This is a genomic window from Kinneretia sp. DJ1R-11 (assembly GCF_025717595.1).
In the GTDB taxonomy this organism is placed as follows: Bacteria; Pseudomonadota; Gammaproteobacteria; order Burkholderiales; family Burkholderiaceae_C; genus Paucibacter_A.
This window is the reverse complement of sequence record NZ_JAJIRR010000017.1, coordinates 32,880-45,900: the sequence shown is the minus strand read 5'-3', so window position 1 is coordinate 45,900 and position 13,021 is coordinate 32,880. Positions and strand designations below refer to the sequence as shown.

The 13,021-nt window shown below is 67.1% G+C and carries 9 protein-coding genes; all 9 read right to left on the bottom strand.

Annotation, left to right across the window (positions count from 1 at the left end; all coding sequences use genetic code 11):
* Positions 1-6 precede the first annotated feature (6 nt).
* Genes LNV23_RS21610 through LNV23_RS21570 form a run of 9 tightly spaced genes read right to left on the bottom strand, consistent with a single transcriptional unit; the run spans position 7 to position 13,018 of the window.
* Positions 7-882 (bottom strand): outer membrane lipoprotein-sorting protein, encoded by an 876-nt coding sequence (locus tag LNV23_RS21610; protein ID WP_263564894.1) that lies wholly within the window; start codon positions 880-882, stop codon positions 7-9.
* Positions 879-2,063 carry a hypothetical protein gene (locus tag LNV23_RS21605; protein ID WP_263564893.1) on the bottom strand — a complete coding sequence of 395 codons (1,185 nt, stop codon included), beginning with the start codon at positions 2,061-2,063 and terminating at the stop codon, positions 879-881. The genes LNV23_RS21610 and LNV23_RS21605 overlap by 4 nt, the downstream gene beginning before the upstream one ends.
* Positions 2,038-4,854, bottom strand: a complete 2,817-nt coding sequence (locus LNV23_RS21600) for an aminotransferase class III-fold pyridoxal phosphate-dependent enzyme (protein ID WP_263564892.1) — start codon at positions 4,852-4,854, stop codon at positions 2,038-2,040. The genes LNV23_RS21605 and LNV23_RS21600 overlap by 26 nt, the downstream gene beginning before the upstream one ends.
* A 2-nt stretch (positions 4,855-4,856) precedes the next feature.
* Positions 4,857-6,035, bottom strand: coding sequence for an acyl-CoA dehydrogenase family protein (locus tag LNV23_RS21595; protein WP_263564891.1), 1,179 nt, complete (start codon positions 6,033-6,035; stop codon positions 4,857-4,859).
* Positions 6,036-8,423 carry a polyketide synthase gene (locus tag LNV23_RS21590; protein WP_263564890.1) on the bottom strand — a complete coding sequence of 796 codons (2,388 nt, stop codon included), beginning with the start codon at positions 8,421-8,423 and terminating at the stop codon, positions 6,036-6,038. It abuts the gene before it with no gap.
* Positions 8,420-10,024 carry an AMP-binding protein gene (locus LNV23_RS21585; protein ID WP_263564889.1) on the bottom strand — a complete coding sequence of 535 codons (1,605 nt, stop codon included), beginning with the start codon at positions 10,022-10,024 and terminating at the stop codon, positions 8,420-8,422. Before LNV23_RS21585 ends, LNV23_RS21590 begins: the two co-directional genes overlap by 4 nt.
* Positions 10,021-11,610 carry an aminotransferase class I/II-fold pyridoxal phosphate-dependent enzyme gene (locus LNV23_RS21580; protein ID WP_263564888.1) on the bottom strand — a complete coding sequence of 530 codons (1,590 nt, stop codon included), beginning with the start codon at positions 11,608-11,610 and terminating at the stop codon, positions 10,021-10,023. The genes LNV23_RS21585 and LNV23_RS21580 overlap by 4 nt, the downstream gene beginning before the upstream one ends.
* Before the next feature lie 23 nt (positions 11,611-11,633).
* The gene (locus LNV23_RS21575; protein ID WP_263564887.1) at positions 11,634-12,758 is read right to left on the bottom strand and encodes a Rieske 2Fe-2S domain-containing protein; all 1,125 of its coding nucleotides are present in this window, start codon (positions 12,756-12,758) and stop codon (positions 11,634-11,636) included.
* Complete coding sequence (locus LNV23_RS21570; RefSeq protein WP_263564886.1) at positions 12,755-13,018, bottom strand: acyl carrier protein; 264 nt, start codon at positions 13,016-13,018, stop codon at positions 12,755-12,757. Before LNV23_RS21570 ends, LNV23_RS21575 begins: the two co-directional genes overlap by 4 nt.
* Between the last annotated feature and the right edge of the window lie 3 nt (positions 13,019-13,021).

Sequence of the window (13,021 nt, the reverse complement as noted above, 5' to 3'; positions counted from 1 at the left end):
CGGTCCTCAGCGCAGCGCGCGTTCAGAGAAGTCGTCGGCGCTGAAGTCGCTGTCGAACTTCAGGCGCGCATAGTCGATCTGGGTGAACTCGCCCGGCTTGTCCAGCGCCTGCATGGTCAGGCGCGAGGGCAGGACGCGGCCGTCCAGCGGCTTGAGCTGGCTGTAGCGCAGCGAGCGCTGTGCCTTCTCGTCCTCGGGCCGCCTGAAGTAGTCCACTTGCAAGGGCAAGACGACAGGGTCGGCGCTGCCTTCGAGCAGTTGCAGCTGGTAGTGCACCTTGCCCCAGGCCACCGGCGCCGCGGGCTTGGGGCGCAGCAACAGCTGCAAGAGCTCCACCCGCCGCCCCAGCTCATCGCGATCCCTGTGTCGCTGCAGCAGCTCGTAGCTGTAGTGCCGCGACAGGTCGGTTTCACGCATCAGGTCGTCGTTGCTGAAATGGCTGCCCATCCAGTTGTCGGCCAGCATGGAGTTGCCCATCACCGTGATGCGGCGGCTGCGCGGGTCGTAGAAGCTGATGCGGTCGCCGACCTTGAGCGTGGCATTGCCGCGCCACAGGGCCGGGCCCAGCATGCGGATCAGGACCTTGCCTGGCTCGGCGCGGTCGTCGCTCATGACCATCAGGTCGTAGCTGCGCTGGTAGTCGCTGCGCTGGATGTGCATCTTCATCACGGCGGCCGAGCTGCGCCCGCGCAGCACCCGCTCGGCTTCTTGAATCCAAGGGCTGAACTGGGCTTCGCTGCCGGTCGTCGCGGCCCGGGCCGCCAGCGGACGCAGCAGCGGCGCTGCGGCCAAAGCGGGCAGCAGAGGCATGAGTTGCAGAACGAAGCGGCGCCGGCCGGGCCGGTGGCCGCTGCTGCACAGGGAGTTCGGAGTTGGGTTCATGGGCGAGGGACGGCGGTGGATGAAGAGAGGGCCGAGAACGACGAGCAAAAGGCCGCTGGCGCGCGGCGGCGGTGGTGGGCCTGGCACAGGGGCTGCTGCGGCGTGCCCGCCCGGGCGATGAAAAGCACGCGGTCGCGGCAGCCCAGCAGCCCGGCCAGGCCCTGGGCCAGGTCTTCATGCTGCAAAGCCACGCTCAGGGGATGAAGGGCTTGGCCGGCGTCGGTGGCGGCCAGCCAGAGTCGGGCGATTGATTCGCCAGCCCGCAAACCCTCAAGCGTCGTGTCCGCAGCGCGGGCTGCGCTGAGATAGAGCAGGGCGGGGCTGCTCATGATCAAGGCATGCAGCTGACGGCCAGCCTGCGCCGTCACCGCCCAGCCGCCGGGCCCGCGCAGGCAGAGCGGGTGCAGCAGCAGCTGCAGCAGGCGCCGCCGCCAAGCCGGCAGAGGCCCGAACAGGCGTTCTATCGCAATGCCTTGTGAGGCCTGGGGCTGCGCTCGCTCACTGGCAAAGCTGAGGTGGGCATAAGTCTCGGCCCAGGCTTTTGGATGCGTCAGGTCGCGAGCACCGTTGCGGGCGTAAAAGTCTGCCAGCTCGGCGCGGGCCGGTGGCGCATACAGGGCTTGCCAACACAGGCTTGGGCCCTGGCTGTCGAGCTCCAGCGTGTGTGGCAATGGGCTGTCGCCCGCCTCCAGATGAAAGCGCAGGCCTTGATGGGGCAGATAGGGCCCACGCTCGGTGTGGCGCAGGCGCAAGGCCCGGCTCAGTCGCGCCAGCCCCGCGGGGTCGGCCCGCTCCGCTAGGGCATGCGCACCCAGCAGCAAGAGCAGCGGCCCCTCGGCGCCCCTGTCCGGGTCCAGGTGCACGGCCTTCACTGGCCAGCCGCTCAAGCGCAAGAGGTTCAGCAAGATGGCGGCAAAGCCACCGAGGCTGATCAGCATTTCGCGCTGCAGCGAGGGCAGGGCACGCAGGCAGCGCGCCGGGTCCAGCCCCAGGGACAAGGCTTGGGTCCAGGGTCCGCTCGCCGCCCAGCGCTGTGGCAAGGCCACGCGCCGCACGCGCCAGGGCTGGCTGTTGTGCGAAGACGGCGCGCGTGCCGCCAAGGCCAGCAAGGGCTCGATCTCCAGCAGCAAGGGGTCGCTCACCGGGGCCACCTGCTCAGAACGCGCCGACGCGTTTTTCATGGTCGATCTCGAAGCCATGCAGGCGCGCCAGGCCTTCGATTTCGCGCACCTGTTCGGGCCGGACCGGGCCTTTGCTGAAGTCGGCGCGGATGCCCGACAGGCCCAGCAGCAGCGTCTCGGCGGCGCAAGCGAAGATCAGACCCGGATCCAGCTGCATGCCCGGCAGTTCCAGCTCAGGCGCCATGGGCAGGCGCACCACACCGCCGCGGATCAGGTGCAGCTGGGGCAGGGCGCTGACACTGCTGGCGTCGACATCGCCGGGCACCGCCACATCGCAGACCAGCACCGGGCGATCTGCCGCGAAGTGTTCGGCCCGCAGCACCGGCTGGGGGCTGCTGGAGGCACTGATGACGATATCGGCCTGCCGGCAGGCTTCGAGCGAGGTGGCGAGCTGCACCCAGCCTTGCTGCTCCAACCAGACGTCCAGGCTGGCCAGGTCCAGCGGGCCGCTCTGGGCGCGCCGCCACTCTTGAAACGCTGCAGCCCAGGGGCTGGCCGGGGCCGCCGATGGCGCGCTCTGACGCAGCAGCTCGCTGGCGATGTCACGTCGCACCTGGGCCAGCCGCGCTTCATGGCCAGGTCGGCCGAGCAGGAGCAGGCGCCGGCATTGGCCGGCCAGCAGCAAAGCCTGCACCTGACCGATATTGCCTGCGGCGCCCACCACGGCCACCACCGCGTTCGACCAGTCCAGGCCCATGCGCGCAGCGCTGCTGCGCGTGGCAGCCAGGCTGGCCGCCACCGTCAGGGCATTGCCACTGGTCACCGGAGGGTGCTCGTACTCGAAATCGATGCAGTTGGCGGTAACGATGGAGGTGTAGCCACCGAAGCCAACCAAGCCGCAGCCTTCGTCGCGGGCGCGTTGGTAGGCATGCTGGACCTGGCGCCGGATCTGTTGCGCCCGGTTGAAGCGCATGTCGGCCGCGATGCTCTCCGAATCCATCATGATCCCGTAGAGCCGCAACTCCACTTCGCGGCCCAGTGGTGATCGGACACGGCGGCTGGCGATCAGCTGCGGCTCCATCGCACACTGCACGCGGCTGCACAGCTCGTTCAATTGCTCGTTGCTCAGCCCAGCCAGCCCAGGCTCCCACTCGCGCAGGCTTTGCGCATCGATCAGATGGGCGAGAAAACCGATGCGCTCGACCGGGGCGTTGCTGCTGAGCTGGGCGATGCCCTCGGCCGGGCCAGGCGCCCGGGCCTTGGGCAGCGCCGGCGGCGTGAAGCCGCTGGACAGCATGTGGCCGAGCAGGCTTTGCAGATCGCCGGCCGCCAGCGTGTGGAGCAGGGCACGGAAGGCCAGCAAGGCCTGCTGCATCTCGGCCGGCTGCAGATAGGCCGAGGGCTGGATGCGCAGCACGCTGCGCCGCCCCAGTGAGGGCAGCACGCGCAGGCCATGGGCGTGCAGCAGATGGCCGGCGCAGACCATGCCCAGCAGCTGCTCCTGCGCCAGGCTGGCCAGCAGGGGGGAGTGGTGAGTGCTCAGGTCCTGCAGTTCCAGGCCCAGCATGCAGCCGCGGCCGCGCACCGCCCGGATCAAATCCGGGTGAGCGGCCTGCAGCGCGCGCAGGCCTTCCAGAAAGCCCTTGCCAATCGATGCACAGCGTTGGGCCACGTCGTCGCGCTGCAGAATTTCCAGGCCGCGCAGGGCAACCATGGCGCTGAGATCGTCCTCGGCAAACGTCGAGCTGTGCAGCATGCCGAACTCGCGGTGCTGCAGCGATTCACGCACCGCCAGCGCTGAGATCTTGCAAAGCCCACCGCCCAGTGATTTGGCGAAGGTCAGGTAGTCGGCCGGCAGCCCCTGGGCCGCGCTCTCGATCGGCCGGCCGGTGCGACCCAGGCCGCACTGCACTTCGTCGGCGATCAGCGCCACCTCGGGGTGATGCTCGTGCAGTTGCAGCAGCAAGTCACGGAACTCGGGCTCCAGTTCCAGGATGCCACCCTCGCCGCGCAAGGGCTCGTAGATCAAGCCGGCCAGACGCGGCAGCCGGCGCTCCACCAGGCGCAGGGGCTGAAACTCGAACTGGTAGACGCTGACGCTGTGCTCGCGCAGCTGGGCCAGGAACTGGCTCGGCTCGTGCACAAACAGCGCATCGGGGTTGTTGCGCACAAAGGCCAGGCGGGCGTCGCGGTTCCAGGTCAGTGCCAGCGAGCCCAGGGTCTTGCCGTGGAAGGCATAGGGCAGGGAGGCCATCAAGGGCGGGGTGGCCAGGGCCTGCAAATTGCGCTGGTTCAGCGCCGACAGCAAGCCGTCGACATGCTCCAGCGGCTCGTGTTGCAAGAAACGCTCGGCCTGTTGCAGCAGGCCGGCATCGATCTGGATCTCGCCGCGCTCCAGCCGGATCTGCAGCTCACGGCTGTTGGCGGCGCAGGTTTCCCCCAGTTCCTCCATGCGCCGGGCGTAGGCATAACGCGCATGTTTGATGGCGGCCTCCACGGCCTCGGTGCCCGTACTGAGGAGGTAGATCTTGTAGCGCTCGCCACTGTATTGGTGCAGGTACTCGGCCAAAGCCTCCTTCAGCTCGCTCGCGCGCTGGCGCCGGGAGCCCTGGGCATGGACGGGGCGTTGCTGCGCCAGGCAGCGAGTCAGCAGCTCCACCAACTCGGGGTGGTTGTGTCCCAGCAAGGTGGAGCCAAAACCGCCCACCAGGTCCAGTACCGGCTGCTCCTTGCCGGCTTCATCGAGAACATAGAGATGATCACCGCATGCACGGCTGTACTCCACCATCAGGCCTGCGGTTTCCAGCAGTTCTTCCTTGCCGAGTGCGGCTTGTCCCACCATGGCTGCCATATTCAACGCCCTCCGCGCGCATCGCGCCTGTACTCGCTGCGCAGTTGCTGCACGAGTTGGTTTCTCAGGACCTCGGTCCCGCCTGAAAAGACAGTGCAGGGCAGGGCGTTGCGCAGCTCGCGCTCAACCTCACCGCTGAGCATGCCGAGAGCGCCATGCAGATGGACGGCGTCCATGCCGTTGCGCACGGCCGCCTCGCTGACGGCCAGCTTGGCGCTCAGGCTGGCGTCGCCGTGCCAGTCGCTCTGATGATCCAAAGACCAGGCCGCACGCAGGCACAGCAGCCGTGCGGACTCGTAGCGCAGCTGCATCTCGCCCAGGCGGTGCGCCAGGGCCTGCTGTTCGATCAGGGGGCGGCCAAACTGTTCGCGGCGCTCCAGATGAGCCCAGCAGGCGCGCAGCTGCCGCTTCATGGTGCCCAGGTACAGGGCAAACAGGCAGCAGCGTTCCCAGGCCATGCTGGCTTGGAAAATCGGGCCACCACTGCCTTCCTTGCCCAGACGCTGGGACTCGTGCACCCAGACCCCATCGAACTCGATATCGCCCATGGCGGTGGTGCGCAGGCCCAGCTTCTCTTTCGGGCTGGGGCTGATGTGGATGCCGCTGCTGTGGCGGTCAAGGATGAAGCTGCTGTAGTCCAGGAAGCTGCCGCTCTCGCCGGTGCGGGCATGGACGATCACAAAGTCGCAGACCGGCGCATTGCTGATGTAGCACTTGTGTCCGCTGATGCGATAGCCGCCGCCGTCGCGTACGGCGCGCGTCCTCATGGCCGAGATGTCCGACCCCGCCTGCGGCTCGGTGATGGCATGGGCACCCAGCCAGGCGCGCTGGCCGATTTGCTGCAACCATTCGGTTTGCTGCGGCCCATCGGCACAGTGCACCAGCGGATGGATGCAGGCGCACAGATGCGCGGCCAGCGCGAACACCAAGCCGGTGTCGGGCACCGCCTCGCCCAGCGCTTCAAGGGCCAGGGCCAGATCGAGTGCGCCCAGGCCTTGACCGCCTTGATCGCGGCTGGCCGGCAGCATGTGCAGGCCGGCCGCGCACAGGGTCTGCCAGAGTGGCCGTGAAAAATCGCAAGCGCGGTCGCGGGCATGCAGGCTCTCGTCCTGCAAGTGCTCGGCCACAGTGAACATATGGGCTTGCAGCGCTCGCTGCTCGGGGCTCAGTGCGAATTGCATTCAGGCTTCTTCCAGCACAAGGTGGTAGTTGATGCCGCCGGTTCCGAAGGCATTGATGCCGGCGCGGCGACGTGGCCCGTTGCCGCGCGGCCAGGGGCGGTGAGTGAACAACGGGTCCAGGCCCAGGCGAGGCCATTCCAGCTCGGGCTTGAGCGGGCGCTCAAAATGGTTGGCAGGCATGAGCTCATGCTCCAGGGCCAGCACGGTCTTGATCAGGCTGGCCATGCCGGCCGCCGCAAAGCAGTGACCGAACTTGGACTTGAGGGCACCCAGCGCCAGGCCCTGGGTGGCGCCGGCGTAGACCTCGGCCAGGGAGGCCGTCTCGACCTGATCGCCGATCAGGGTGCCCGTGCCATGGGTCTCCACATACTGCAGGGAAGCCGGCCCGATGTTCTGGGCAGCGAGGACCTTGAAAGCCCGGCGCATCGCCAGCGTCTGCCCGAGCTGATTGGGCGCGATGATGGACTTGCTGTCGGTGCAGACGCCGACCGCCAGCAGCTGTGCGCGCATGGGCAGGCCCAAGGACTCGGCCTGCGGCTTGCGCATCAGCAGCACCGCGCCGGCACCGTCTCCGGGCGTGAAGCCGCTCGCATCGCTGCCGAAGCTGGCCATCAGCTCCGGGGCCAGCATGCGTTGGGCCGAGCACAGCAGGAGGTCGCTGCTGTTGACGGGCGTTTCCACGCCCAGCACGAGCACGCAGTCGACCTCCTCGGCACGCAGGGCCAGGCAGGCCAGCTCCAGCGCCGCCATCGAACTGGCACATGCAGCCTCGACGGCCAGCACACGTGCCGGCATATCGCCCACCATGGCGCGGCCCAGGCCACTGGCCGTCATCAGGCTGGCGTCGGCGGCACAATCGCTGCGCTCGCCGAGGGCTTGAAGCCTCAGGCCCTGGCTCAGCGCCTGCGTTCGCTCGGCCGGCCAGGCCTCTTGCTGCGCCAAGCACTGCAAGCTGTCGAGCAGCTTGGGCACGAGGGCTTGGGCGCCCGAGCCTCGCGCTGCAGGCAAGCTGAGATTGGAGGCGCAGACCACCATCAAGCGCCCCAGCCTTTCAGGGGCCAGGCTGAGCACGGTGCCCCAGGCTTCCTCGGCCGCTGTGCGAGCCAGGTAGAGGCTGGCGGCATGGCCGGCCACGTCCTCGGGCAAGGGCGCATGGCTGGCGCGATCGATGTAGTAGGCCAGCGAATGGCGGGCCTGCGGGTCGAAGAAGGTGTCGCAGTGATGGCGCTGCGGGTCGAGCGATCGGAAACGATGGCCCGGTTCACACAAGGCTTTCCAGAACTGATCGACGCCGCGGGTGTCGCCATAGGCACTGCCACAACCGAGCACAGCGATGGGAATCGCGGGTTTTGCAGGGCCAGCGGAACCCACGTCGGCGGGCACCCTGGGCGGAGCGAGGTCGATCCGCCAGCCTGTGGGCCCGGCGCCGCCTTGCTGAACTGTCAGCGGCCCGCCCTGCGTTTGATCCAGTGCCAGGCAGCCCAAGGCCAGGGCTTGCAGATCTTGCATGGCGTGGCCATAGCCCAGGAGCTCGCGCACGGGCAAGCTGCGCCCGTCCATCAGAATCTGGGGGCCGGAGTGATCGCTTGGCTCGCTGCTCGGTGCCGTGCGATGCAGGGTCAGGGCCGGCAAGCTGGCGTGCGCGGCCACGGGCGCGCCGAGCAGCAGGGCACAGGCGGATTCGCGCCAGTCGGAAGGATCCCGGCCCGTCAGCGCAGGCAGGGGGCCGTCCACGGTTTGCGCGCCGAGGATCAGAACTTGCCGGCTGGGCCCTTGGGACAGGCAGTTCAGGGCCACGCTGAGCGCTTCAACACCGCCTTGCTCCTGCGACTCCAGGGCCAGCACCCGGCCGCGAAGCCGGAAGTGTGCCGCCACCCGGGCGGCCAGTGCGCTGGCCATTTCGCCCACCTTGTCGTGGGAGCTGGCGAGAAAGACCTGTTCCAGATGCTGGCGCCAGAGCGCCAGCAAGGCCGGAGCTTCGGCCTCGTTCGACCAGGCGCGCGCCGCCCAGCGCATGGCGGCAGCACGTGCCTCGTTCTCGTGGCTGCGGTTCAGCCCCAAGGCCGTCACCAGGATCACATCGCAATGCTCGCGATCCAAGGCCACGCCCGCTTGCTCGGCTTGGGCCAGGGCCTGCTCCGCCAGCTCCAGCAGATGGATTTGGATACGCTGGATGGAAGCGCGGTAGATGGGTGGTATGCCATAACGCCCAAGATCACGGGAGGATTCGGGCAGCCGCTGCTCGGGCGGCAGCGGCGTGAGAGGCGCGCGAGGCTCGGCCTTGGCCTCGGCCATCGCCCAGTGCAGCCGCGCCTGCCAGTCCTCGACACTTGGCAGATTCGCATGGCGCAGGCCCAGGCCCAGCAGATGTGCGGCAGGCCGTGTCATGGGCTGTCGGGCTCGTCCAGCAGCAGGGCCTGAAGCCGCCGCAGGTCGATCTTGCCGTTGGCGTTCTTGGGCAGCTGAGGCAGAGCCACCCATTGCTGCGGCACCATATAGGACGGCAGCAGGCCGGCGCAGTGCTGCTTCAGGGCCAGCGTGCCTGGCACGCAGCGGCCTTCGCGCGTCACATAGGCCGCCAGTAGGCGTGGGCCGCTCGCGGTCGGCATCGCCAGCACCGCGGTTTCGGCAAGCTGCGGGTGCCGAGCCAGGGCCGCTTCGATCTCACCGAGTTCCACCCGAAAACCATGGATCTTGACCATCCGGTCACGGCGGCCGTGGTAGTGCAGCAGCCCTTGTCGCCAGGAGCCCTGGTCGCCGGTGGCATGGCGGCCCAGGCGATGTTGTGCGCTGTTGGAATCATCGGGGCGTTGCCAATAGCCCGGCGTGACGCAATCACCGGCAACCCAGATCTCGCCGAGTTGGCCATCTTCGGTGATGTGCCGTCCGGTCTCGTCCTGCAACCAGACATCGGCGCCCCGAATCGGTCGGCCGATCGGCACCGGCCCATCGCTGCGCAGGTCGTCGGCGCTGACCGGGTGCCAGAGGCAGACATTGGTTTCGGTAGGGCCGTAGAAGTTGTAGAAGCGGCAAGAGTCGGGGAGATGTGCCGCCAGGTCCTGCAACACAGGCTTGGGCATGACCTCACCGGCAAAGATCAGATGGCGCAAGGCACTCTGGCGTTGCGGCGCCAGCACGGCACTGCGCAGCAGCAGGCCGAAAAGCGAGGGCACGCCGTAGACCACGCTGATGGATTCCTGAGTCAGCAGCTCGCCCAGTCGCGCCATATGGCGCAACTCGGACTCATGGCTGATGTAGACGCTGGCGCCTGCCTGCAGGGCCGCGAAGAGATCGAAGGTGCTGAGGTCGAAGTTGAAGCTGGCGAGGTTGAGCAAGCGATCCTCGGCCCGCAGGCTCAGGGTCTGTGCGGCCCAGCCGACGAAATTGAGCAGGTTTCGCTGATTGAGTTGCACGCCTTTGGGCAGGCCGGTGGAGCCGGAGGTGTAGAGAATCGCGGCCACCGAATCCGGCTCGACGCGTGTCTCTCTCAGGGACGCCCCCGGCGGCAGGCCGTGCAGATCGGGCGTCAGCCACAGGCCACGCGCTTCAATCCATGCATCGGCCCAGGCTTCGGTCGCCTGCGCTTGATCGCTCAGCACCAGCAAACGAACCCGACTCTGCCCTGGAAGGGGCCGGCTGGCCTGGGCCTGCAGCCACAGCGCCGCATGGGCGGCATCCAGGATCAGCAGGGCCGGGCTGGCGTCGGCCACGATGGCCTGCACGCGCTCCACAGGTTGAGCCCCGTCCAGGGGCAGGTAGCGGGCGCCGGCAAACAGCGTGGCCAAGATGCACTGGGCATAGAGTGCCTGCTTGTCCATCCAGATGGCGACGGCCTGACCGGCGCAGTCGGCCAGCAGCTGTTCCCGGGCCGTGGCCACCCAATTCCGGCAGGCGCCGTAACTCAGCTCATGCGCGGAGTCCCGGAGCAGCGGTGCGGCATCGGGCCATGCCAGCAAGGCCTCATGGACGCCTGGCTGAAGGCTGTTCATGCGGCCAGCACCTCATGCAGGGGCAGCCTGTTGTCGCGGGCCGCGTCGAGCAAGATGTCCAGGGCCAGGTCCAGGTCCTGCCGGGTGTGCGATTCCAGAACGCTGATGCGCAGCCTGGCGTCGCCCACGGCCACCCCCGGGAACACCACGGTCTGGCAGTACAGACCGCGCTTGCGAAGCGAGCGCCCCATATTCATGGCCAGAGCCTCGTCGCCAATGCGGATCGGGATGATGGCGCTGTTGGAGTCCTCGGTGTCAAAGCCCAGCCGGTCCAGGCTGGACTTCAGATAGTGGATATTGCTCCACAGGCGCGTCAGCCGCTCGGGCTCCTGAGCCATCAGGTCCAGTCCAGCGATCAGGCCGGCGGCGACCGGGGCGGGAATGGTGGCCGCGAAGACATAGCTGTTGGCGTAGAAGCGCAGGTAGTCGATGACCTCGGCGTCACCCACGGCAAACCCTCCCTGGCCGCCCAGGGCCTTGCTCATGGTTCCGACCTCCAAGTCCACACGGCCCTTGAGATTGAAATGCTCGGTCGTGCCCGAACCGCTGGCACCCAGCACGCCGGTGCTGTGGGCATCGTCGATCAGCACCCGCGCCTGGTAGCGTTGGGCCAGCTTGAGCAGCTCTGGCAGATGAACGATGTCGCCGTGCATGCTGAACACGCCATCGGCCACGATCAGGCGCCCGCCCGGCTGATCCTCATGCCGAGCCAGCATGTCTTCCAGGGCCTTCATGTCGTTGTGGGGGTAGAGGCGCCGGGCAGCGCCGGAAAGCTTGCAGCCGTCCTGGATGCTCATGTGGTTGTAGACGTCGCCGATCACCTGGTCGCCGGGGCCCACGAGCGCGGCGATGGTGCCCAGATTGGCCGAGTAGCCGGAGGGGAAGACCAGGCAGGCCTCGCGGCCTTTCAGTTGCGCGAGCTTGCGCTCCAGCTGCTGATGCAGCTCGGTGGTGCCGGCGATCAGGCGGCTTCCGGTGTTGGTTGCGCCGTACTCGCGGCTGGCTTTCTGGATGGCCTCCAGCACGCGCTCGTCATTGGCGAGGCCCAGGTAGTTGTTCGAGGCGAAAAGCAGGAATTCACGCTCCCGGTCCTCGTGGCGGTCAAAGATCGTGGCGCGGTTGCTGCTGCGGCCGCGCGAGGCCATGCCGTACCAGAAGTGACCCTGCTCGGCGCGTTCGCGGTGAAAGCGCTGGAAGCGCCGGGTCTTGGTGAAAATGTCGGAGTCGCTGCCATTGCCCACGAAGTCGCGCATGGTTTGTGGGGCTTGAGCCGGGCCGGCATTTGCCGCGGCCACAACCGGCTTTGTCGGCGCGGCAGACTCACCTGAGGTCGCCGCGCTGTCCTGGCGCAAGGCGGCAAAGCGTGCACTCAGGCTCGCCAGGCTCTCGGAATCGCCGGGGGCCACCGTCACACGCGTTTGGAACAGCGCATTGAGCTCGCTGACGATGCCCGCCAGCATGATGGAGTCAATGCCGAGGTCTTCCTGCAGCAAGGCCTCGGGCTGCAGTGCCTCGTCGGCGTACTGTGAGTGTTTCTGAATGACCGCCTTGACGGTGGTCGAGGTGTCTTGGAGTGCTGCGTTCATGGTGATGGCTCTGCGGTTTCGTCTCAGGCGGCCTGGGGCTTGTGCGGCACGATGTGGATGGGCTTGACTTCGCCGGTGTGGCTGCCGATGTCGCCGGGCGAGCGTGGCGCCTGGGCTTTCGCCTGGGCCTGGGCTTCCTGGATCAACTGGTCGCGGAGGCGCAAGTAGTAGGCATTGACCTTGTCGACCGAGATCAGGCGGTTGGCCTCCAGGCTGGAGATGCGCGGCTCCTGACCCTTGAGTGCCGCCATGTCCTTGGACTGCTGGATGAAGCGCTCCATGCGGCACATCAACCAGGGACGAACCCGGCGCCAGCCCGGAATGGGCAGCGGCTTCATCATGGGCAGAAGCAGGTCGCGCTTGGGCTCCTTGTAGCAAATGCAGAGCCAGCAGTTGTCGTCGTCGATGGGGGTGGCGATCAGGTAGACATCGAAAACGTCGTTGCGGATCTGCACCAGATTGGGCATGAGCACGTCGACGCCGATGCGCCAGCCGCGTGTCCAGGGCAAGCGGGCCTTGAGGGTCTCTTCGGCCGTGCGATCGTCGTCTGGGCGCAGGACGAACTCGCTGCGGATCAAATGGCCCTCCAACTGGCAGCTGAAGTCATCGACCCGGCCGCCCTTGGGGTCCCAGATGTTCAGCGCCGAACCCTTGTGAACAAAGGGCACGTGGTAAACCTCACAGACGCTCTCGACATAACGTGTGTAATGCGTGGGCGCATGCCAGGCGTAGCGAGAGGTGAAGCCGGTGTACTCGACGAACTCCTTGAACATCGGCACCTCAGGCAGCTGCTCGGGGACTTGCTCGCCGGTCCAGCACCAGATCAGGCCATGCTGCTCGCGCACCGTGTGGAAGGGCACATGCAAGTGCTTGGGCACGACCCCGTCCTTGCCCAACACCGGCATGTGAACGCAGCGGCCGCTGGCGTCGTACTGAAAGCCGTGATAGGGGCAGGCGATGTAGTCACCATGCTGCTTGCCATTGCTCAGGGGCACGCCCTTGTGTGCGCAGCGATCATCGAGACAGACCACCTGGCCTTGTGTGTCGCGATAGAGCACCAGCTTCTTGTTGAAGCGGCGAATGCCGACGGGCTTGTCCTTCTTGACGTCCTCGCTGCGGAGGATGGCATACCACTGGTTCGGAATCATGCAATTTTCTCCAAAGGGTTGAGGCGCATCACCAGCGCTTCGAGCCGGGCGACATTGGCGAAGTGCTCGGGATGGATGTCCGTCACCGGGATCTGCACGCCGAACTCCAGTCGGATGAAGTCCACGACATCGAACAAGGCAGCGGAATCAAGGATGTTCAATTCAAGCAAAGGGGTGTCGCTTTGAACCCGGCTGCCGTCGCCGAGAAAGGCGTCGGCGATGAAGCGGCACAGGGTCAGTGAGAACGGGCTGTCAGCCATGGC

Bases quoted from the DNA above. Each gene is read 5' to 3' on its own strand.
- LNV23_RS21610 (WP_263564894.1), bottom strand. From the start codon at position 882: ATGAACCCAACTCCGAACTCCCTGTGCAGCAGCGGCCACCGGCCCGGC.
- LNV23_RS21605 (WP_263564893.1), bottom strand. From the start codon at position 2,063: ATGAAAAACGCGTCGGCGCGTTCTGAGCAGGTGGCCCCGGTGAGCGAC.
- LNV23_RS21600 (WP_263564892.1), bottom strand. From the start codon at position 4,854: ATGGCAGCCATGGTGGGACAAGCCGCACTCGGCAAGGAAGAACTGCTG.
- LNV23_RS21595 (WP_263564891.1), bottom strand. From the start codon at position 6,035: ATGCAATTCGCACTGAGCCCCGAGCAGCGAGCGCTGCAAGCCCATATG.
- LNV23_RS21590 (WP_263564890.1), bottom strand. From the start codon at position 8,423: ATGACACGGCCTGCCGCACATCTGCTGGGCCTGGGCCTGCGCCATGCG.
- LNV23_RS21585 (WP_263564889.1), bottom strand. From the start codon at position 10,024: ATGAACAGCCTTCAGCCAGGCGTCCATGAGGCCTTGCTGGCATGGCCC.
- LNV23_RS21580 (WP_263564888.1), bottom strand. From the start codon at position 11,610: ATGAACGCAGCACTCCAAGACACCTCGACCACCGTCAAGGCGGTCATT.
- LNV23_RS21575 (WP_263564887.1), bottom strand. From the start codon at position 12,758: ATGATTCCGAACCAGTGGTATGCCATCCTCCGCAGCGAGGACGTCAAG.
- LNV23_RS21570 (WP_263564886.1), bottom strand. From the start codon at position 13,018: ATGGCTGACAGCCCGTTCTCACTGACCCTGTGCCGCTTCATCGCCGAC.